Raw genomic sequence first — 19,972 nt, forward strand, 5'->3', positions numbered from 1 at the left:
ATGCCGGACGACCGAAGCAACGACAACAGACCCTCTCCGGACGCACTGCTCGAGCATGCGGAGCGGGAAGAGCGCGGCCGTCTGCGGATATTTCTCGGTGCCGCCCCCGGCGTCGGCAAGACCTATGAAATGCTGATGGCCGGCCGCGCCAGGCTGGCCGACGGCGTCGACGTGGTGATCGGCATCGTCGAAACCCACGGCCGCAAGGAAACCCTGGCGCTGGTCGAAGGCTACGAGGTCATCCCGCGCCAGAAGGTGGACTACAAGGACCGCGTTCTCGACGAGATGGACATCGATGCCATTCTCGCCCGCCGGCCGGCGCTGGTGCTGGTCGACGAACTTGCCCACACCAACGCGGCGGGCAGCCGCCATCCCAAGCGTTATCTCGACGTCCAGGAACTCCTGACGCGCGGCATCGACGTCTACACCACGCTCAACATCCAGCATGTCGAGAGCCTGAACGACGTCGTTGCGCAGATCACCCGCGTCAGGGTGCGCGAAACGGTCCCGGACTCCATCATCGACCAGGCCGACGACATCGAGATCATCGACCTCACCCCCGACGACCTGATCAAGCGGTTGAAGGAAGGCAAGGTCTATTTCCCCAACACCGCCCAACGCGCGGTCGAGAACTATTTTTCGCCCGGCAATCTGACCGCACTCAGGGAATTGGCGCTGCGCCGCACCGCCCAGCGCGTCGACGAGCAGTTGCTCAACCACATGCAGTCGCACGCCATCCAGGGCCCGTGGGCGGCAGGCGAAAGGGTTCTTGTCTGCGTCGACGCGCGTCCGGGCGGAGCCTCCCGTATCCGCTATGCGCGCCGGCTGGCCGACCGGCTGCGCGCGCCCTGGACGGCGCTGCATGTCGACACGCCGCGTTCGGCCGCCATGTCGGAGGAGGAGAAGGACCGGCTGGCGGCACTGCTGCGGCTGGCCGAGCAGCTCGGCGCCGAGGTGACGACCATTCCGGGCCAGAACGTTGCCCAGGACATTGTGCGCCATGCGACGGCCAACAACTTCACCCACATCGTCGTTGGCAGGCCGACACGGTCGCGCTGGCGCGAACTGATCGAAGGCTCGCTGACCTACGATCTCATCCGCAATGCCGGCGACATCAGCGTCCATGTCATTTCGGGAACCGAACGCGGCAACGAGGCGGCTTCGAGGAACGTCAAGGCGGCCGACGAGCAATGGCAGTTCGATGTCTGGCCCTATCTCAAGGCGACGGCCTTCGTGGCCGGCTCGCTCGGCTTCGCCGTCCTGCTCGACCAGTTTCTCGACGTTCGCAATCTCGCGATCATCTTTCTCATCGGGGTGCTGACTTCGGCGGTGGCCGGAGGTCTGTGGCCGGCCTTGTATGCCTGCGTGGCCAGCGCCCTTGCCTTCAACTATTTTTTCCTCGAGCCGCGCTACACGCTGACGATCCGGGATCCGGAGAGCATTGTGGCGCTTGCTGTCTTCCTCGTCGTTGCGGTCATCGCCAGCAATCTGACGGCGCGCGTGCAGCGCCAGGCGGTCGCCGCCCGCTCCCGCGCCCGGGCGACCGAGGACATCTACCTCTTCTCCAAAAAACTCGCCGGCGCCGGCACGCTCGACGACGTGCTGTGGGCCACCGCTTTCCAGATCGCCTCGATGCTGAAACTGCGCGTGGTGCTGCTCCTGCCGGAAGACGGCACGATCACCGTCAAGGCTGGCTATCCACCTGATGACACGCTGGCCGAAGCCGACATCGCCGCCGCCCGCTGGGCCTGGGAGCACAACCGCGCCGCCGGCCGTGGCGCCGACACGCTGCCCGGCGCCAAGCGCCTCTATCTGCCCTTGCGCACGGGCCGCACGGCCATCGGCGTCGTCGGTCTCGACAACGACAAGCAAGGACCGTTGCTGACGCCCGAGCAGCAGCGCCTGCTCGACGCGCTGGCCGACCAGGCGGCAGTCGCCATCGAGCGCATCCAGCTTGTCGCCGACGTCGACCGCGCCAAGCTGGCGGCCGAGGCCGACCGGCTGCGCTCGGCGCTGCTGACCTCGATTTCCCATGATCTGAAGACGCCGCTGGCGGCCATCATGGGCGCGGCCGGAACGCTGCGGGAATATGCACCCTCATTGCCCGAGAACGACCGTGCCGAATTGCTGACCACCGTGCTCGACGAATCCGAACGGCTGAACCGCTTCATCGCCAATCTGCTCGACATGACCAAGATCGAATCCGGCGCCATGGAGCCGAATTTCGCTCTCCACTATGTCGGCGACATCGTCGGCTCGGCCTTGCAGCGGGCGCGCAAGATCACTGCCGGGCACCAGACCGAGATCGACATTCCGGCCGATCTGCCGATGCTGAAGCTCGACCCCGTCCTGTTCGAGCAGGCGCTGTTCAACCTTCTCGACAATGCCGCGAAATACGCGCCGACCGGATCGACGATCCGGCTGCAGGGCTGGGTCGACAATGGCTCCGTCGTGCTGCAGGTCATGGACGAAGGACCGGGCATTCCACCCGGAGACCTGGAGCGCATCTTCGACAGCTTCTACCGTGTGCGCAAGCGCGACCAGGTCCAGGCAGGCACCGGGCTCGGCCTGTCGATCTGCCGCGGCTTCATCGAGGCGATGGGCGGCACGATCACGGCGGCGAACCGCAGCGACCGCCCGGGCGCCGTCTTCACCATCCGCATGCCGAGGCCGGCACAATCGCCCGGCATGGACGAACAGAGTGCGGACGGGCAAAGCGCGGACGGGCAAACATCTGGTGATCCGGCATGACAAATTCCAACGTCAGCATATTGGTGGTCGATGACGAACCGCCGATCCGCAAACTGCTGCGCGTCGGCCTCGGCAGCCAGGGCTATGCGGTCAGCGAGGCGCCCAACGCCAGGGCCGCGATCGAGATCGTCGATACGCAAAAGCCGGATCTGATCCTGCTCGATCTCGGCCTGCCCGGCATGGGCGGCCTCGACCTCTTGCGCAAATGGCGCGACGACGGCCTCGACGTGCCCGTGGTCATCCTGTCCAGCCGCACCGACGAGGCCGGCATCGTCGCCGCACTGGAACTGGGCGCCGACGACTACATCACCAAGCCGTTCGGCATGAACGAACTGGTCGCCCGCATCCGCGTCGCGCTGCGCCACAAATTCCAGCAGCAGGGCGAAAAGCCGGTCTTTCACACCGGCGATCTCAGCGTCGATCTGGTCAAGCGCATCGTCAAGGTCGAGGGCAAGGAGATAAAACTGTCGCCGAAGGAATACGACATATTGCGCATTCTGGTGCAGCACGCCGGCAAGGTTCTCACCCACCATTTCCTGCTCAAGCAGGTGTGGGGCGATTCGACCGACGTGCAGTATCTCCGGGTCTATGTCCGCCAGCTCCGGCAGAAGATCGAAAAGTCGCCCGATCAGCCACGCTACATCACCACCGAAACCGGCGTCGGGTATCGGCTGCGCGAAGTTGAGTGACCGGGCGGGCGCTGCTCAGTCCGCCGACAATTCAGCTGTCCGGGCCAGCGCGCCGCCAAAGCCGTTGAGCGGGATGGTGAAACTCACCGCCTGGCCGGTGTCGGCCGCAAACGCGTCTATCTTCAGCGTCGTGCCTGCCTTGAGTAGTGGCGTCAGGCTGGCGTCGAATGCCACCGGCACCAGGCAGCCGACGGCCTGGCAGGTGTTGAAGGGCAGGCTGCCATCCAGCTTCTGGTCGTCGATGGTCAGGCTGACGCCCTTGGCCAGCGCCAGGCCGAACGGCAGCGCCAGCGTCCCGGCGGCATCCTCGCCGCTCTTGCTCGACAGCTCTATCGCCAGCAGGCGCTGGTTGGATTGCTTGTTGAACTGCTGATGCGACAGGCTGCAGGCCTTATTGGTGCCCGTTATCTGGCAATTGACCGTCCAGTCGCCATGGGTTTCGGACAGCGCCGACGCGCCGCCAGGCAGCGTCGGGCCGGCGGCAGCGGCGGCAGGTGCAGCCTTGTCGGTCTTGGTCTGCGCCGCAACCGCCGCCGGGCCAACAATACAGATGCTGCCCAGTAGCGCTGCGAAATATACTTGCCTGCTTTTCATCAATATGCTCCCGATTCTGCCTCGAGCCGCCCGCCATTGAGCCCGAGGACCGCGCCCGATAGAGCGGTCATCAGGTGTTTTCTGTCAAGTGCGAGCCGGTCGCTTCGGCTCCTGGTTCTGCTGATTTCGACGGCATGGCAGATCGGGACGAACGCCCTATATAAGGAACGGTCATGTTTTGAACGGGAATGAACGGATGTTGGCGCTTCGCCTATCGACAGTTCTGATGTCGGCGATGCTGGCGGCGGTGACGCTGCCCGGCATGGTGCAATCTGCCGCGGCGCAGGCCGTCAATCCCAGCGCGAACCGGATGATCCAGCAGAACCAGCTGCAGCAGTTGCGCAACAGCCTGCAGCGGCAGCAGTTCCAGCAACAGCAGCAGCAATACCGCGACCAGGACCGCCGGATCGTGCCGCAGCCGCGCCCCGACGTGCCCGTCGTCAGGCAGGCGTGCCCGATTCAGATCGTAAACAACCAGATTGTGCGTGTTTGCCGTTGATATCGGTCGCTTTCGATTTACTTAGTCGACTTATCTAATAAAAATGCTTCATTGCCTCGCGGGCATTTTTGGAGTTTGCAGGCGGCGTGCGGCGGTGCGCCCGTCGACCGGGTTTTCAGCACATGGCAACGACGAAGAAAAAGGCGGTGCGCAAGGCAAGGCGAGGCGAACGCATTCGCCAGGTCGCCGCCATCCCGTTTCGCCTGGACGTTGACGGCAATTTCGAGGTGATGGTGGTGACGTCGCGCACGACGAAGCGCTTCATCGTGCCCAAGGGCTGGCCGATGAAAGGCAAGAGCGGGCGCAAAGCCGCCACCATCGAGGCGCGCGAAGAAGCCGGCGTGCTCGGCAAAACACGCAAGGCGCCGGCTGGCAGCTATTCCTACTGGAAACGGCTGGAACACAATTTCGTGCGCGTCGACGTCGTCGTCTATCTGCTGGAGGTTTCGGAAGAACTGGCCAACTGGCAAGAGGCCAAGAGCCGCCAGCGCGCCTGGCTCAAACCGCAGGACGCGGCATTGCTCATCGATGAGCCCGATCTTTCGACACTGATGGCAAACCTGGCGACGCCTCAGCCGGCGGCGCCAGACCAGGCCTGAGGCTCACTTGCCCTCGTCACCTTCAGCAGGAAATGGCCGCAGCGGCGTGCCGGTATAGGCCCACAGCCATTCGCGCGGCAGCGGCCCCTTGTTGCGCTCGCTCTGCTGCGATTGTTCCCAGGCATGCGCAAGGATGCCGACCGACCGCGACAGCACGAACAGCCCGCGCGTCAGTGGCGGCGGAAAGCCGAGCTCGCCATAGATGACGGCTGTAGCCCCATCGATGTTGAGCGGTATCTTTTTCCCCTTGCGTCGTGCCACCTCCGCCTCGACAGCCTCGCCGATGTCGGCGAAGCGTCCGCTGACGACGCCGCGCGCGGCAAAATCGCGGGTCACTTCGATCAGCCGCGGCGCGCGCGGATCGACCGGATGGAAGCGGTGGCCGAAGCCCGGCACATAGCCTTTCTCCTCGGCGAAGAAGCGGTCGAGCCGCGCCGAGACCGCCTCGTCCAGCGTCGCACCCGCGTCGAGCGCCACGGCAATGTCGCCATAGAAGGACAGCGCCTGTTCCCCGGCGCCGCCATGCACATCGCCCAGCACGTTGACGGCCGAAGCCATGGCGCTGTTGATGCCGACGCCGCAGGTGATGGCCATGCGGGCAATGGCGATCGACGGCGCCTGCGGCCCGTGGTCGACGGCAGCCCCCAGCGCGATGCCGAGCAGCGCCGCCTGCTCCTCGCTCGGTAGTTCGCCGCGCAGCATCAGCCAGATCGTGGCCGGGAAGCTGACCCGGCCGATCAGATCCTGGATTTCATAGCCGCGCAGCCGGATGATGCCGGGGCTCATCTCGATGATGCCGGTCTGCCACCACTCCTCGCCGCGCTCGCGGCCGGTTTTTTTCTCGCTCACGCGCTTCTCCTGGCGCGCGGCGGCAAGGTGGAAAAAACCTCGTCCATATGCTCGCCGAGCACCGGCGGCGGCAGGACCGGCAAGGGTGCCGTGCCATCGACCATGAAACCGCCGCGCACGACGGTCAGCGGCTCACCCATGCCGGGCAGGCCTTGGAAACGGGTGGTCATGTCGCGCTCGACCACTTGGCGCTCGCCCAGCACTTGGGGGATCGTCAGCACCCGGCCCGCCGGCACGCCGGCGCGGTTGAACTTTTCTTCCCAGGCGGCGGCCGAAGCGCTGGCAAGCGCCGTCTCGATCAGTGCCTTCAGTGCGGCACGGTTCTGCTTGCGCGTCTCGCGTTCGGCAAAGCGCGGGTCCGATGCCAGCTCCGGCTGGCCGATCAGCTGGCAGAGCGTGACGAACTGTTCCTGCTTGTTGGCGGCGATGTTGAGCAGGCCGTCACCGGTGCGGAACGCGCCGGAAGGCGCCGCCGTCATGTTCTCATTGCCCATCGGCTTCGGCTCGACCCCGGCCGTCAGATAGTTGGAGACCGGCCAGCCGAGCGCCGACAGGGTGCATTCGAGCATCGAGACATCGAGAAACGCGCCCTCGCCCGATGTCTTCTGCTTCACCAGCGCGGCGGCAATGGCGAAGGCCCCGACCAGCCCGCCCAGCGTGTCGGCGACGGGATAGCCGACCCTGAGCGGCGCGGTCTCCGGCGTGCCGGTGATGCTCATAATGCCGGACAGCCCCTGGATGATCTGGTCGTAGGCCGGGTTGTCGCGCATCGGCCCGGTCTGGCCGAAACCCGATATGGCGCAATAGACCAGGCCGGGACGGACCGCCTTCAGCGCTTCATAACCGAGACCCAGCCGCTCCATCACGCCGGGACGAAAATTCTCGACCAGCGCGTCGGCCGAGGCCACCAGATCGAGGAAACGTTCACGGTCAGCTTCGCTCTTGAGATCGAGCACCACCGATCGTTTGCCGGCGTTCTGCGCCAGGAACGATGCGCCCATGCCGGCTTTGTTGAGCGCCGGCGAGGCGCCGAGCTGGCGCGCCAGATCGCCGCCTTGCGGCGCCTCGACCTTGATCACATCGGCACCGAGCAGCGCCAGCTGGTAGGCGCAGTATGGACCGGCCAACACATTGGTCAGGTCGAGAACGCGGATGCCGGCAAGCAGATCGGTCATGATGCCCCAGATCGCTCAGGCATCGCCCGGCACATGCTCCGGTCCACGCCGGCGCCGATGCTCGATGAAGGCCCAGATATGCGGACCGGCCAGCCCGATGAAGGCGAGGATCAGCAGCACCAGCGACAGCTTGTGGGTGTAGAACACCGACCAGTCGCCATTCGAGATCGTCATTGCCCGGCGGAACTGGGTTTCGGCGAGCGGTCCTAGGATCATGCCGATGATGACCGGCGCGGTCGGGAAATCGAAGCGCCGCATCAGGAAACCGGCGGCCCCCAGGAGGTAGAGGATGACGAGGTCGATCGGCGATTGCGAGATACCGTATGTGCCGACGGTCGCGAACACCAGGATGCCGGCGTAGAGCTGCGGCGCCGGAATCTTCAACAGCCGCACCCACAGCCCGATCAGCGGCAAATTGAGGATGACCAGGATGACGTTGGCGATGAACAGGCTGGCGATCAGGCCCCAGACCAGATCGGCCTGTGTCGTGAGCAGCAGCGGCCCAGGGTTGATGCCGTAGCTCTGGAAGGCCGACAGCATGATCGCAGCGGTCGCCGAGGTCGGCAGGCCAAGCGTCAGCATCGGCACCAGCACGCCGGCGGCAGAGGCATTGTTGGCGGCTTCGGGTCCGGCAACGCCCTCGATGGCGCCGACCGTGCCGAACTCCTCCTTGTGCTTCGACAGCTTCTTTTCGATGGCGTATGACAGGAAGGTGGGGATTTCGGCGCCGCCCGCCGGCATGGCGCCAATTGGGAAGCCGATGAGAGCGCCGCGCAGCCATGGCTTCCACGAGCGCCCCCATTCGGCCGCCGTCATGTAGAGTGAGCCTTTGAGCGGCACGATCTCGTCCTTGCCGGCATAGCGGCGCGAAGCCATGTAGAGCGTCTCGCCGACGGCAAACAGGCCGACGGCGGCAATGATGACATCGACGCCATCGAGCAGTTCGTTCATGCCGAAGGTGAAGCGCGGCTGACCGGTCTGCAGGTCGACGCCGATCATGCCGATGACAAAGCCGATGAACAGGCTGGTGAGGCCGCGCACCGACGACGAGCCGAGCACGGCGGACACCGTGATGAAGGCGAGCACCATCAGCGAGAAATATTCGGCCGGCCCGAACGCCAGCGCGAACTTCACCACCACCGGCGCCAGGAAGGCGACACCCATCGTGCCGATGGTGCCGGCAACGAAGGAGCCGATTGCCGAGGTCGCCAGCGCCGCGCCGCCGCGGCCGGAACGAGCCATCCTGTTGCCTTCCAGCGCGGTGACGATGGTGGCGCTTTCGCCGGGCGTGTTGAGCAGGATCGACGTCGTCGAGCCGCCATACATGGCGCCGTAGTAGATGCCGGCGAACAGGATGAAGGAGGCCTCCGGCGCCACCTGGTAGGTGATAGGCAACAACAGCGCGATGGTGAGTGCTGGTCCAAGGCCGGGCAGCACGCCTATGGCGGTGCCGAGCGTGGTGCCGACCAGGCACCACAGCAGGTTCATCGGCGAGAAAGCGACGGAAAATCCGTGTCCGAGATGACCGAGCGTCTCCATGGCGTCAGCCCCTCACTGCGGTGATGATCGCGTCGATCACCGTGTTCAGCTGGTTTTCGATGAAGCCGGCGCCGATGTTGACGCCGAGCGCCCTGGCAAAGCCGAAATAGGCGGCCAGAGCCAGGATCAGCCCAGTCAGCGCATCACGCAGCGTGTGCCTGCTGCCGAAGCCGTAACAGACGAGCACGAACATGATGACGGAGGCGGCGGTGAAGCCGAGCGGCTGGATCAGCACCAGGTTTGCGACCAGACCGGCAACGACGATGCCCATCGCCTTCCAGTCGGTCGGTGTTTCCTTTTCCTCCTGCGGCTGCCAGCCACCACGCACCGCGGCGACGATGAGCAGCAGCGACAGCACGATCATGCCGGTCATGGTGATGTAGGGAAAGACGGTCGGCCCGACCTTGGAATAGAGCGGCGACACAGGGATCGCCAGGGTCTGCCACGCCACGGCCGCGGCGCAGGCGAGAAGCCCGACGCCGATCAACAATTCGGGCATGGCAAGGCGCGTTGGCGCCGGCTGCTGGTCGCTGCTGCTCATCAATGTCCTCCCAATATGGCCGGCATCCTCCCGCCGGCCGCATCCGCAGTTTCACTCCCACCGCATGATATGTCCATGCCGCAGGCGAAAGTCGGAAGGGGCGGTGTTGGCCGCCCCTCTTGGAATGTTAAGCGAGGCCGAGATCCTTCAGGATCGCGGTGATGCGAGCCGTATCGTCGGCGAGGAATTTGGCATAGTCGTCGCCGGTCAACAGGATGGGCGTCCAGTTGCGGTTCTTGCACTCGGCTGCCCAGGCGTCGCTCTTGGCCATGGTCTCGATCAGCGTAACCATCGCTGCCTTGTCGGCGTCGGAGACGCCGGGCGGTGCGAAGACGCCGCGCCAGTTGAACAATTCGACATCGATGCCGGCTTCCTTCATCGTCGGTGCGTCGATGCCGTCCTGGCGCTTGTCGGCGGAGATCGCCAACAGCCGAAGCGCGCCCGCCTTGATCTGCTCGGAGAACTCGCCGAAGCCGGAAATGCCGGCCGCCACCTGGTTGCCGAGCAGCGCCGACAGCGCCTCGCCGCCGCCGGCGAACGGCACATAGGAGAGGTTGGTTGCCGGAACCCCGACCGTCTTTGCGATCAGGCCGAACAATATGTGGTCGGAGCCGCCAGCCGAGCCGCCGGCAACCGGCACCTTGGTCGGATCCGCTTTAAGCGCGGCAACGAAATCGCCGGCCGTCTTGAACGGCGAATCCGCCGGTACCACCAGCGCCTCGAACTCGCCGGTAAGGCGGGCGATCGGCGTCACTTCGGAGAGGTTGTTGGCGGATTTGTTGGCGATGATGGCGCCGACCATGACCATGCCGGCCACCATCAGCGAATTGCCCTTGCCCTTCCACTGGCTGATGAACTGCGGCAGGCCGACCGTACCACCGGCGCCGCCGACATTTGTGATCTGCGAGCCCGAGATCAGTTTTTCACTGCGCAGCACCTGGTCGATGGTGCGCCCTGTCTGGTCCCAGCCGCCACCCGGCGCGGCCGGCACGAAAATCTGGATCTGCGGGGCATCTTGGGCGAAGGCGGGCGTCAAATGCGTTGCGACGAAACCGGCAGCACCTGCGGCCGCGGTGCTCATCAAAAAATTGCGTCTGTTCAGCATGGGATTCCTCCAAATCACGACACCTCCTCCGGTGCCTGCCAGAAACGTAGCCTGAAAACAGACCCGCTCGGCAAAAATTCATGCCGATTTCGGTGCGTTCTGTCAACAGGAACGACGTTCTACTAGACAGAACAAGAGATGTGCGACACAATCCTACCGATCGGCCTGTGCCCGAGCGAGTAAACTGGAATGAAACCGTCAGTGAGATGACCGAAGCGCGATCCCAGCCGTTACAGGCCGATGGCGTTGCCGCGCTCGATCGCGCGATCGCCATTCTTGACGCTTTCGCCACCGCCGACCGCTCGCTCAGCCTGGCCGAAATCGCGGCGCGGACCGGGCTCTACAAGAGCACCATTTTGCGGCTGGCGAACTCCTTGCTGCGCGGTCAATTGCTGGAGCGGCTCGACGATGGCCGCTACCGCATCGGGCCAGCCACCTTCCGGCTTGGCGCGCTCTACCAGCGCTCGGTGGTGGCGGTCGACATCCTGTTGCCGATCATGCGCGACCTAGCCGAAAGAAGCTGGGAAAGTGTGGCCTTCTATGTCCGCTCGGGCGACGCCCGAACCTGCCTCTATCGCGTCGAATCCAAGCATCCGATCCGCTACACGATCCGGGAAGGCGACCTTCTGCCGTTGCTTTCCGGTTCGGGCGGCCGCGTGCTCGCTGCCTTTTCCGGCCAGCAGGGCGAGCCCTACGAGACCATCCGCCAGACCTGCCACTATCTGTCGATCGGCGACCGCGACCCGGAGACCGCGGGCGTGTCAGCCCCGGTGTTCGGACCCGGGCACATTTTGCTTGGGGCATTGACCCTTGCCGGTCCGTCGACGCGTGTCGACGCGGCGTTCCTGCGGCGCATGACGCCGACCCTTCTGGAAGCGGCGGCCCGTGCCACGCGTGCCTTCGGCGAGGATGCGTCAGCCCTTGAACGCGCAGGCGTGCAAGCAGGCAACCTCACCTAGCGCAATCGAGCCCCGAAACGCAATCAAGCCTGCGGTCATGCAGTGTTTCCACCCGCTCTTGCAGGCCCCCGACCGCGGATGTATTCTTCTAGCTCACTCGAATACAATGCAGCTTTTGCGAAAGATTTCGCTCCTGACGCCGCGTAAGCACATTTTACAGAAATCGGGCCAATCCGGAAGCAAATAGCCGAAGAATTTATTGGCTGTTAATGCCGGCAGGCTAGTCAAACAAGCGTCGCCAGATATAGGCGACATAGGGAGGGGCGTCGCTTGGCCAGCATCTGGTCGGCAGGCAATTCGCGAGGAGCCATGGCTGTTCCCATGGAAGCTTGATGAGGCCGTCACCAACAGACACCAGCCCCCGTCTTCTCGGGCTGGTCTGGCCGTTCATCCTCGTGGTTCTTGTCCAGGCCCTGGTTGCCAGCGGCAGCCTTTACACGCTCTCGGCGGTACGCGCCTATGTCGGCGGCGAGAGCCACTGGTCCAAGGGACAGAAGCAGGCCATTTATTTTCTCAGTCTCTACGCCGAAACCGGCAAGGAAGAATTCTTCAACGAGTATCGCGGAGCCATCGCCGTTCCGCTCGCCGATCGTTCGGCTCGACTTGCCCTCGAGCAACCCGAACCCGACATTGGCGCCGCCCGCGCCGGCTTCCTGCAAGGCGGCAACCACCCTGACGATCTGACCGGATTGATCTGGCTGTTCCAGAACTTCCGGAACGTGAGCTATCTCGACATTGCCATCCAGCACTGGAGGGCCGCCGACAGCATGATCCTTGAAATCGATCGGCTTGGGACCACGATCCATCGAGGATTTGCGGAAGGGGCAGTTTCGGCTGCGCAAATCAACATCTGGAAAGCGCAGATCCATCAACTCAACCATCTGATCGGTCCCCTTTCCAAGGCCTTCTCCGACAGCCTCGGCGAGGGATCCCGTTTCATCAAGATGGTGCTGACGCTCGCCAACCTGGTTACCGCCGCCTTGCTCATCCTGCTCGCCGTGTGGCGCACCCGCAAACTGCTGGCGCAGCGGCGGGCTTTCCAATCCGCCCTCAACGCCGAACGCGAGCGCGCCCAGATCACCCTCGCCTCGATCGGCCAGGCTGTCATCAGCACGCAAGCGGACGGACTGGTGGACTACATGAACCCCGTCGCCGAGCGGTTGCTGGCGCACTCGCTCCACACGGCCAGGGGCAAGCCGATCGCCTCGCTGTTCCGCTTGCTGGACAAGGACACCGGTGTCGAGGAACTTGGGTTGGCGGAACGCCTGGTGGCTGGCGAGCCACGCCGCCCCAACGTCCGCCCGCAACTGCTGCAGCGCGCGGACGGCTCGGTCATTCCCGTGGCGCTGACCGGCGCGCCATTGCTCATTTCCGGCCATGTTGTTGGCGCGGTGCTGGTTTTCCACGATATGACGCGCGAGCAGGACTACATCGAGCGGCTCTCCTGGCAGGCCTCGCATGACGCGCTGACAGGACTCGCCAACCGCCACGACTTCGAAAGCCGGCTGGAGTTGGAGATCGCCGAGTTGCGTCACAACTCCCGCCAGCACGCACTGATGTACCTGGATCTCGATCAGTTCAAGCTGGTCAACGATACCTGTGGTCATGCGGCCGGCGATCAGTTGCTGCGGCAGATTTCCGTTCTCCTCGGCAATGCGCTGCGGCCGGGTGACATGCTGGCGCGGCTGGGTGGCGACGAGTTCGGCGTTCTGCTGTTCGATTGCAGCCCGGATCTCGCCGTCGATATCGCCGAACGCCTGCGTGCAACCGTGCAGGACCTGCATTTCACGTGGGAAGCCAGGCCTTTCAACAGCAGCGTCAGCATCGGCGTGGTTCAGATCACCAATGCCGAAATCACCCTTGAAGAAACCCTGCGGGCCGCGGATGTCGCCTGTTACATGGCCAAGGAAAAAGGCCGCAACCGGGTTCAGTTGCACAGCGACAGCGACGTCGCCTTGCGCGAACGCTTCGGCGAGATGGCCTGGGTTCAGCGCCTGCATGCCGCGCTGGAAGAAAACCGCTTCACGCTTCATGCCCAGGAGATCTGGCCGCTGAACGAGGCGGCCGCCGAAGCCGGCGCACATATCGAGATCCTGCTGCGGCTGACCGACGAGGACGGTCTCGTCGTCTCGCCCGCCAGCTTCATTCCGGCGGCCGAGCGCTATGGGCTGATGCCGTCGATCGACCGTTGGGTCGTGCGCAACACCTTCGGCGTCCTGGCGGCGCGCCTCGCCGATTCAACGGCCTCTCCCATCACAACCTGTGCCATCAACCTTTCCGGCGCCAGCTTCGGTGACGAGACCTTCCTCGGCTTCCTGCGCGAGCAGTTTCTTGCCTATGGCATTCCGCCGAAAATGATCTGTCTGGAAATCACCGAGACCAGCGCCATCGCCGATCTCGCCAATGCCATGCGCTTCATTGCCGACCTACGCGGTTTGGGTTGCCGCTTCGCCCTCGATGACTTCGGCTCTGGCATGTCTTCCTTCGCCTACCTGAAGCACCTGCCCGTCGACTATCTGAAAATCGACGGCAGCTTCGTCAAGGACATGCTGGAGGATCGGATCGACCGCGCCATGGTCGAGATGATCCATCATATCGGCAAGGTGATGGGCAAGCGCACCATTGCCGAATTCGTCGAAAGCGACGGCATCATCGCGGCACTGAAGACGATCGGCGTCGACTATGCGCAAGGCTATGCGATAGCCAGGCCGCAACCTTTCAACGCTTCCACGACGCTGTTGAATTCGCCGGCTCCAGCACAGGGTGCCGACAAAGACCGCTGGAACGGCCTTGCGCGAAAATTGCGCAAGGCCGGATGACAGAAAAGCCGTCGTCAGTTCGCCTTGACCAGCACCACGCGGCGGTTCTTGGCGCGGCCGGTTTCGTCGTCATTGCTGGCGACCGGCGCCATCATGCCGGCGCCGGCGGCAGTCAGCCGCCCGCCGTCTATTCCGTATTTCGAGACAAGGGCTGCCTTCACCGACTTTGCGCGGCGCGACGACAGATCGATATTATAGTCGAAGGCGCCTTGATTGTCGGTGTGGCCGACAACGATCACCGCCATGCCGGGTTCGTTGGTCAAAAGCGTCGAGATCTCCTTCAGCGTCGGCTCCGATTCCGGCTTGATGTCGGCTTTGTCGGTGTCGAAGAAGATGCCGTAGAGCGAGATCGACCCGGTGGTGCTCAGCGAATCCGCCATCTTGGCGGCCTCGACCACCACCATCTTCTTGTCGCGCGCCTTGGGCTCCAGCACCTGGACCACGGCGATGGTGCGGCCGTTGAGTTCCTTGCAGTAGAGGTCATCGATCAGCGAGTACGCCTGCACCGTGACATACGCGTCGCCGCCATCCTGCGGCACCTTGGCGGCGAAGAAGCGTTGGTCATTGATGCCCGTGGTTACCGCACAGGCGCCATTGGAAAACGCCGCGTCCTTGATGTCGCTTTCATGGAAGAAGTACATCATCAGGCTCATGTCGCCGCCACCGCCGCTCGACGACCGGTCGGCCGCGCCGCCGCAGTCTTCCTTCTTGCACTCGAACAGGACTTCGCCGCCGGCGGCCTCGACCACATCCTGATAGTTGCGCAGCACTTCGAGCGGCGAGCGCTCGGCCGGCAGCACATAGGCGATGCGGGTCAGCGCGCCCTCGACCTCCGCCTTCTTGTCGGGCGCATAGATGCGATTGTTCATCGCATCGCGCGCATCCGCGTCGGCGCTCGGCTTCAGCGGCGACAGCGGCACGGTGAAATCGGTGTAGGCGAATTTTTCGTAGGAGACTATGAACGACCCCTCATAGCGCTTGGCCAGATGATTGTCGGCGGCACCGTCTAGGTCGGCGGTCGGCACCGTCGCATCGGCGCTCGCCAGCCGCACGGCTGCAAACAGCAGCAGCCCCGCCCAGCAAAGCTTTGCAAATATCGCATTGATCGTACGCATGGTCAGCCTCCCCCAAGAGCAGTTCCAGCAATCAAGAGCAATTCCGGGAAAGCATGAGCGGCTTTCCCACCGGAATTGCGTCGCTGGATCAGGATGGCAATTTTTCCGGAACGAGGCAATTGCGTCGATGAAGTGCTTCACACCCGCCGTTCGAACAGGATCGTCGGCCCATCGTGATAGGTGGTTTCCAGCACTTTGGTGTAGCCGCATTTTGCCGCGACATTCAGCGAGCCGGTGTTTTCCGGATCGATGATGCAGACGGTCCTTGCGCGGGCAAAGGTTTCGTCGCCCCAGGCCAGCGCCCGCCTGACGATTTCGCTGGCAAGACCCTTGCCGTGCGCCTGCGGCGCCAGCGCCCAGCCGGCCTCCGGAATGCCTTCGAGCGACGGCTCGATATCGCGCTTCAAATCGTGAAACCCGGCCTCGCCGATGAAGCGGCCGCTGGCCTTGTCCTCGACCGCCCAAAAACCGTAGCCGAGCAGCGACCACAGGCCGGCGTGCCGCAGGAATCGCATCCAACTTTCCTCGCGTGTCCGCGGCTTGCCGCTGATGAAGCGGGTAGTGACGGGGCTCGCCCACATGACGGCATAGTCGTCGAAATCATCGATCCGGTGCGCCCGCATGATGGTCCGCTCCGTTTCGAGAACCGGAACGCCGGCTGCTTTTGCATTGCCCATGAAACTCTGCCTCCGTTGACGTGGCAGCGCTTAGCAAACCAGCGCGTCCGGACAAGGGCCAGGCGGTATCATCGTACGGCCAGGCAAACCATCTCGATCAAATCAAAGCCAGCTGTGGCGTCAGTGACTCTGATGAATGGACCAGAAGCAGCCCGCCTCTGGGAATTCTGTCGAACGATGCTACCTTCCGCAACCGTCCGGCAAGCGCCGGTCTCGATACCGCCAATGGGAGGAGAACACCGTGGACACCACCGATCTTGTGCTTGCCATTTTCCATCATCTTCTGGTGTTCTCGCTGGCCGGCATCATCGGCGCAGAATTTGTGCTGATCCGCGGCGACCTCTCCGCCGCCACGCTCAAGCGGCTTGCCAACATCGACCGCCACTACGGCATCCTCGCCACGCTGATTATCATCATCGGCATCGGCCGCGTCATCTACGGCCTGAAGGGCTGGGAGTTCTACGTCTACAACTGGGTGTTCTGGGCGAAGATGGCGGCGTTCGGCATCGTTGGCCTGCTGTCGATCGTGCCCACCATCCGCTTCATCTCCTGGAACCGGCGGGCCAGCGCCAGTCACGGCTTCCAGGTGCCGGCGGCGGAACTCGCCTCGGTGAAGACCTGTGTGCGCGCCGAAGCCTTCATCTTCCTGCTGATCCCGGTATTTGCGGCGGCCATGGCGCGCGGCTACGGTTACTGAAGCAACGCCAACACCAAACCCATCTTCGCCGGGCATACTCCGCGCTGATCGCCATGGTTGCGGACGGCTGTATTTAACAGTTTGCGTCAGGCGACAATCTGTTAGCTTGCTTTTGTTGCACCATCGCTGCCTGACCTGCACAGCGATCGGAAATTGATATCCTGGGAGGAGAATTACGATGAGGAAATTTGTTGCCGCCCTGGCCGCCGCCGCGGCCGTCACACTCTATTCGTTCACCACGAGCGCTCAGACCTATCCCGAACGCACCATCACCGTCGTGGTGCCGTTTGCGGCCGGCGGTCCGACCGACACGGTCACGCGCCTTGTCGCCGAGGCCATGTCGAAGGATCTCGGCCAGCAGATCATCGTCGAGAATGTCGGCGGCGCCGGCGGCACGCTGGGCGCGGGCCGCGTCGCCAACGCCGACCCGGACGGCTACACGCTGCTCCTCCACCACATCGGCATGGCGACAAGCGCCACCCTCTACAGGAAGCTCGCCTACGACACGCTGAACGCCTTCGAATATGTCGGCCTCGTCACCGAAGTGCCGATGGCCATCGTCGCCCGCAAGGACCTCGAGCCGACAGACCTGAAAGGGCTGGTCGAATACGCCAAGGCCAACAAGGACTCCATCACTGTCGCCAATGCCGGCATCGGCGCGGCCTCGCATCTGTGCGGCATGCTGTTCATGAGCGCCATCGGCACGCCGCTGGTCACCGTGCCCTATAAGGGCACCGGCCCGGCCATGACCGACCTTCTCGGCGGCCAGGTCGACATCATGTGCGACCAGACCACCAACACCACCAAGCAGATCCAGGGCGGCACGATCAAGGCCTATGCCGTCACCACACCGGAACGCCTCGATGTTCTCAAGGACGTGCCGACGACCATCGAAGGCGGCCTGCCCGCGGTGCAGGTCGGCATCTGGCACGGCCTCTATGCGCCGAAGGGCACGCCGGCCGCGGTCACCGAGCGCCTGTCGAAATCGCTCCAGGTCGCGCTGAAGGACCCGAACGTCGTTGCCCGTTTCGCCGAACTCGGCACCAAGCCGTCATCCGAAGCCGACGCGACGCCGGCGGCGCTAAAGGCCAAGCTGGAAGGCGAGATCACGCGCTGGAAGCCGATCATCGAAGCCGCCGGCCAGTACGCCGACTGATGGCTTGAACGGGGCGCGACCAGCGCCCCGTTTTCGCTTCGACCCGTTTCCATTTGCACCGGCAGGCCCGAGGGCCTGGGAGGACCGTCATGAAACCTTTCGCCATCGACAGGACAAACGGCCTGTGCGCCGCGCTGTTCATCTTTTTCGGCGCCTTTTTCGCCATACAGTCGCTCGGCCTCGAAATCGGCACCGCCTTCCGCATGGGACCAGGCTATTTCCCGCTGGTGCTGGCGATCGTGCTGATCGTGCTTGGCGCCATCATCCTCGTTCAGGCGGTGCGCATCGAAGGCGAGCCGATCGGCCCTATCGCCTGGCGCGGCATGCTGTTCATCCTGCCGGCGCCGATCTTCTTCGGCCTGACGGTGCGCGGCCTCGGCTTCGTCCCGTCGATCTTCCTGACGGCGCTGATCGCCTCCTTTGCCAGCGGCCGCATGAAGCCGCTGACGGCACTTCTGCTGTCGGCCGGCCTGACGCTGTTTTCGGTGCTGGTCTTCAGCTACGCGCTCGGGCTGCCGTTCCAGCGCTTCGGCCCCTGGCTGCCCCAATGGCCGGCAATTCTGAGGTAATGAGATGGACCTGCTCAGAAACCTCGAACTCGGCTTCTCGACGGCGACAACGCCGGCAAATCTCGGTTTCTGCCTGATCGGCGTTCTGCTCGGCACGCTGATCGGCGTCCTGCCCGGCATCGGCGCCACGGCAACCATCGCCATGCTGTTGCCGATCACCTTCCAGATCGGCGACCCGGTTTCCTCGCTCATCATGCTTGCCGGCATTTACTACGGCGCCCAGTATGGCGGCTCGACCACCGCCATTCTGATCAACATGCCGGGCGAATCCTCCTCGGCCGTCACTGCGATCGACGGCTATCAGATGGCCCGCAACGGCCGCGCCGGGGCGGCGCTTGCCATCGCCGCAATCGGGTCGTTCTTCGCCGGCACGGTGTCGACCTTCCTGGTCGCCGTCTTTGCCCCGCCGCTGACCGCGATCGCCCTGCAATTCGGCGCGGCGGAGTATTTTTCGCTGATGATCGTCGGCCTGGTCTCGTCCATCGCGCTCGCCCACGGCTCGATCGTCAAGGCGCTGGCGATGGTCGTGCTCGGCCTGCTGCTCGGCATTGTCGGCACCGACATCTACACCGGCACGCCGCGCTTCACGCTGGGCATTCGCGAATATGCCGACGGGTTGAACTTCGTCGCGGTGGCGGTCGGTGTCTTCGGTGTCGCCGAAATCCTGCGCAACCTCGAAAACGAGCACGAGCGCTCGGTGTTGATCAAAAAGGTCTCCGGCCTGATGCCGACCCGCGACGACTTCAAGGCGATGGCCGCACCCATCGTGCGCGGAACCATCATCGGTTCGGCGCTCGGCATCCTGCCCGGCGGCGGCGCGGTGCTTGCCGCCTTTGCCTCCTACACCGTCGAGAAGCGTGTCTCGAAACACCCGGAGGAGTTCGGCAAGGGCGCCATCGCCGGCGTCGCCGGACCGGAGTCGGCCAACAATGCCGGCGCCCAGACCTCCTTCATTCCGATGCTGACGCTGGGTATTCCGGCCAACCCGGTCATGGCGCTGATGATCGGCGCCATGATCATCCAGGGCATCGTGCCCGGTCCCAATGTCGCAACCGAGCAGCCGGCGCTGTTCTGGGGCATCATCGCCTCGATGTGGATCGGCAATCTGATGCTGATCGTGCTCAACCTGCCGCTGATCGGGCTGTGGGTGAAGCTGTTGACGATCCCCTACTACGTGCTGTTCCCGATCATCATGGCGTTCTGCTCGATCGGCGTTTACAGCGTCAACACCAACGCCTTCGATCTCTATGCCGTCGCCTTCTTCGGCCTGCTCGGCTACGTCCTGACCAAGCTGCGCTGCGAACCCGCTCCGCTGCTGCTCGGCTTCGTGCTCGGCCCGTTGCTCGAGGAAAACCTGCGCCGCGCCATGATCCTGTCGCGCGGCGATCCGAGCACCTTCGTGGAGCGACCGATCAGCGCCGGCCTGCTGCTCGTGGCACTTGCCGTGCTCGTCGTCGTCTTCCTGCCCTCGGTCAAGAAGAAGCGCGAAGAGGTGTTCGTGGAGGAGAATTAGAGCAATTCCAGGAAAAGTGTGAGCGGTTTTCCGTTCGGAATTGCGTAAAAACAAAGAGATAGAGCGGTTCGCCGTTTCCGTGAAACGGTGAAACGCTCTAGGTCGTAGCCCTGCGTAGACCCTGGG

The 19,972-nt window shown here is 64.0% G+C and carries 18 protein-coding genes; 10 read left to right on the top strand and 8 right to left on the bottom strand.

The annotated features are described in order from the left end of the window. Positions 1-2,751: a DUF4118 domain-containing protein gene (locus tag AC1DZ8_RS24010; RefSeq protein ID WP_477305267.1), complete on the top strand. Its 2,751-nt coding sequence runs from the start codon at positions 1-3 to the stop codon at positions 2,749-2,751. Beyond that, positions 2,748-3,440 (top strand): response regulator transcription factor, encoded by a 693-nt coding sequence (locus AC1DZ8_RS24015; RefSeq protein WP_477305265.1) that lies wholly within the window; start codon positions 2,748-2,750, stop codon positions 3,438-3,440. The genes AC1DZ8_RS24010 and AC1DZ8_RS24015 overlap by 4 nt, the downstream gene beginning before the upstream one ends. A 15-nt stretch (positions 3,441-3,455) precedes the next feature. Here AC1DZ8_RS24015 and AC1DZ8_RS24020 read toward each other — a convergent pair whose 3' ends face one another. Further along, the gene (locus AC1DZ8_RS24020; protein WP_477305263.1) at positions 3,456-4,034 is read right to left on the bottom strand and encodes an invasion associated locus B family protein; all 579 of its coding nucleotides are present in this window, start codon (positions 4,032-4,034) and stop codon (positions 3,456-3,458) included. Positions 4,035-4,260: 226 nt separating this feature from the next. Here AC1DZ8_RS24020 and AC1DZ8_RS24025 point away from each other — a divergent pair, with 226 nt between their 5' ends. Both AC1DZ8_RS24025 and AC1DZ8_RS24030 read left to right on the top strand, forming a co-directional pair. After that, a complete protein-coding gene (locus AC1DZ8_RS24025; RefSeq protein ID WP_477305261.1) occupies positions 4,261-4,533 on the top strand; it encodes a hypothetical protein in 273 nt (90 codons plus the stop codon). Positions 4,534-4,655: 122 nt separating this feature from the next. Next, positions 4,656-5,132, top strand: a complete 477-nt coding sequence (locus tag AC1DZ8_RS24030) for an NUDIX hydrolase (protein ID WP_477305259.1) — start codon at positions 4,656-4,658, stop codon at positions 5,130-5,132. Positions 5,133-5,135: 3 nt separating this feature from the next. On the opposite strand, the gene AC1DZ8_RS24035 is transcribed toward AC1DZ8_RS24030, so the two are convergent. The 5 genes from AC1DZ8_RS24035 to AC1DZ8_RS24055 form a co-directional block, all read right to left on the bottom strand. Then, positions 5,136-5,981 carry a citryl-CoA lyase gene (locus AC1DZ8_RS24035; RefSeq protein ID WP_477305257.1) on the bottom strand — a complete coding sequence of 282 codons (846 nt, stop codon included), beginning with the start codon at positions 5,979-5,981 and terminating at the stop codon, positions 5,136-5,138. Further along, complete coding sequence (locus AC1DZ8_RS24040; protein ID WP_477305255.1) at positions 5,978-7,156, bottom strand: CaiB/BaiF CoA transferase family protein; 1,179 nt, start codon at positions 7,154-7,156, stop codon at positions 5,978-5,980. Before AC1DZ8_RS24040 ends, AC1DZ8_RS24035 begins: the two co-directional genes overlap by 4 nt. A 15-nt stretch (positions 7,157-7,171) precedes the next feature. Then, complete coding sequence (locus tag AC1DZ8_RS24045; protein ID WP_477305253.1) at positions 7,172-8,695, bottom strand: tripartite tricarboxylate transporter permease; 1,524 nt, start codon at positions 8,693-8,695, stop codon at positions 7,172-7,174. Positions 8,696-8,699: 4 nt separating this feature from the next. Then, the gene (locus AC1DZ8_RS24050) at positions 8,700-9,236 is read right to left on the bottom strand and encodes a tripartite tricarboxylate transporter TctB family protein (protein WP_477305251.1); all 537 of its coding nucleotides are present in this window, start codon (positions 9,234-9,236) and stop codon (positions 8,700-8,702) included. Positions 9,237-9,363: 127 nt separating this feature from the next. Beyond that, the gene (locus tag AC1DZ8_RS24055; protein ID WP_477305249.1) at positions 9,364-10,341 is read right to left on the bottom strand and encodes a Bug family tripartite tricarboxylate transporter substrate binding protein; all 978 of its coding nucleotides are present in this window, start codon (positions 10,339-10,341) and stop codon (positions 9,364-9,366) included. A 206-nt stretch (positions 10,342-10,547) separates the two neighbouring features. Between AC1DZ8_RS24055 and AC1DZ8_RS24060 the strand changes: the two genes are divergently transcribed. Both AC1DZ8_RS24060 and AC1DZ8_RS24065 read left to right on the top strand, forming a co-directional pair. Next, positions 10,548-11,300, top strand: a complete 753-nt coding sequence (locus AC1DZ8_RS24060; protein ID WP_477305247.1) for an IclR family transcriptional regulator — start codon at positions 10,548-10,550, stop codon at positions 11,298-11,300. A gap of 332 nt (positions 11,301-11,632) precedes the next feature. Further along, a complete protein-coding gene (locus AC1DZ8_RS24065; protein WP_477401736.1) occupies positions 11,633-14,119 on the top strand; it encodes an EAL domain-containing protein in 2,487 nt (828 codons plus the stop codon). Positions 14,120-14,133: 14 nt separating this feature from the next. Here the strand turns inward: AC1DZ8_RS24065 and AC1DZ8_RS24070 are convergent, their stop codons facing one another. Together AC1DZ8_RS24070 and AC1DZ8_RS24075 are read right to left on the bottom strand one after the other, a co-directional pair. Beyond that, positions 14,134-15,234, bottom strand: coding sequence for an OmpA family protein (locus tag AC1DZ8_RS24070; RefSeq protein ID WP_477305243.1), 1,101 nt, complete (start codon positions 15,232-15,234; stop codon positions 14,134-14,136). 137 nt (positions 15,235-15,371) lie between these two features. Then, positions 15,372-15,911, bottom strand: coding sequence for a GNAT family N-acetyltransferase (locus AC1DZ8_RS24075; RefSeq protein WP_477305241.1), 540 nt, complete (start codon positions 15,909-15,911; stop codon positions 15,372-15,374). A gap of 241 nt (positions 15,912-16,152) precedes the next feature. On the opposite strand from AC1DZ8_RS24075, the gene AC1DZ8_RS24080 reads away from it, so the two are divergent. The 4 genes from AC1DZ8_RS24080 to AC1DZ8_RS24095 all read left to right on the top strand — a co-directional run bounded on the left by AC1DZ8_RS24080 (position 16,153) and on the right by AC1DZ8_RS24095 (position 19,846). Beyond that, positions 16,153-16,608: a DUF2214 family protein gene (locus tag AC1DZ8_RS24080; protein WP_477305239.1), complete on the top strand. Its 456-nt coding sequence runs from the start codon at positions 16,153-16,155 to the stop codon at positions 16,606-16,608. A 178-nt stretch (positions 16,609-16,786) separates the two neighbouring features. Beyond that, positions 16,787-17,764: a tripartite tricarboxylate transporter substrate-binding protein gene (locus AC1DZ8_RS24085; RefSeq protein ID WP_477401738.1), complete on the top strand. Its 978-nt coding sequence runs from the start codon at positions 16,787-16,789 to the stop codon at positions 17,762-17,764. 89 nt (positions 17,765-17,853) lie between these two features. Beyond that, positions 17,854-18,333, top strand: coding sequence for a tripartite tricarboxylate transporter TctB family protein (locus AC1DZ8_RS24090; protein ID WP_477305235.1), 480 nt, complete (start codon positions 17,854-17,856; stop codon positions 18,331-18,333). A gap of 4 nt (positions 18,334-18,337) precedes the next feature. Beyond that, positions 18,338-19,846, top strand: coding sequence for a tripartite tricarboxylate transporter permease (locus AC1DZ8_RS24095; protein ID WP_477401740.1), 1,509 nt, complete (start codon positions 18,338-18,340; stop codon positions 19,844-19,846). The last annotated feature ends 126 nt before the right edge of the window (positions 19,847-19,972 follow it).

The sequence above is a fragment of the Mesorhizobium sp. P2_F7 genome, from assembly GCF_056403695.1.

What these genes read in the sequence shown, in the direction of transcription:
- AC1DZ8_RS24010 (WP_477305267.1), top strand. Translation starts at nt 1, where the DNA reads ATGCCGGACGACCGAAGCAACGACAACAGACCCTCTCCGGACGCACTG.
- AC1DZ8_RS24015 (WP_477305265.1), top strand. Translation starts at nt 2,748, where the DNA reads ATGACAAATTCCAACGTCAGCATATTGGTGGTCGATGACGAACCGCCG.
- AC1DZ8_RS24020 (WP_477305263.1), bottom strand. Translation starts at nt 4,034, where the DNA reads ATGAAAAGCAGGCAAGTATATTTCGCAGCGCTACTGGGCAGCATCTGT.
- AC1DZ8_RS24025 (WP_477305261.1), top strand. Translation starts at nt 4,261, where the DNA reads ATGTCGGCGATGCTGGCGGCGGTGACGCTGCCCGGCATGGTGCAATCT.
- AC1DZ8_RS24030 (WP_477305259.1), top strand. Translation starts at nt 4,656, where the DNA reads ATGGCAACGACGAAGAAAAAGGCGGTGCGCAAGGCAAGGCGAGGCGAA.
- AC1DZ8_RS24040 (WP_477305255.1), bottom strand. Translation starts at nt 7,156, where the DNA reads ATGACCGATCTGCTTGCCGGCATCCGCGTTCTCGACCTGACCAATGTG.
- AC1DZ8_RS24045 (WP_477305253.1), bottom strand. Translation starts at nt 8,695, where the DNA reads ATGGAGACGCTCGGTCATCTCGGACACGGATTTTCCGTCGCTTTCTCG.
- AC1DZ8_RS24050 (WP_477305251.1), bottom strand. Translation starts at nt 9,236, where the DNA reads ATGAGCAGCAGCGACCAGCAGCCGGCGCCAACGCGCCTTGCCATGCCC.
- AC1DZ8_RS24055 (WP_477305249.1), bottom strand. Translation starts at nt 10,341, where the DNA reads ATGCTGAACAGACGCAATTTTTTGATGAGCACCGCGGCCGCAGGTGCT.
- AC1DZ8_RS24060 (WP_477305247.1), top strand. Translation starts at nt 10,548, where the DNA reads ATGACCGAAGCGCGATCCCAGCCGTTACAGGCCGATGGCGTTGCCGCG.
- AC1DZ8_RS24065 (WP_477401736.1), top strand. Translation starts at nt 11,633, where the DNA reads ATGAGGCCGTCACCAACAGACACCAGCCCCCGTCTTCTCGGGCTGGTC.
- AC1DZ8_RS24070 (WP_477305243.1), bottom strand. Translation starts at nt 15,234, where the DNA reads ATGCGTACGATCAATGCGATATTTGCAAAGCTTTGCTGGGCGGGGCTG.
- AC1DZ8_RS24075 (WP_477305241.1), bottom strand. Translation starts at nt 15,911, where the DNA reads ATGGGCAATGCAAAAGCAGCCGGCGTTCCGGTTCTCGAAACGGAGCGG.
- AC1DZ8_RS24085 (WP_477401738.1), top strand. Translation starts at nt 16,787, where the DNA reads ATGAGGAAATTTGTTGCCGCCCTGGCCGCCGCCGCGGCCGTCACACTC.
- AC1DZ8_RS24090 (WP_477305235.1), top strand. Translation starts at nt 17,854, where the DNA reads ATGAAACCTTTCGCCATCGACAGGACAAACGGCCTGTGCGCCGCGCTG.
- AC1DZ8_RS24095 (WP_477401740.1), top strand. Translation starts at nt 18,338, where the DNA reads ATGGACCTGCTCAGAAACCTCGAACTCGGCTTCTCGACGGCGACAACG.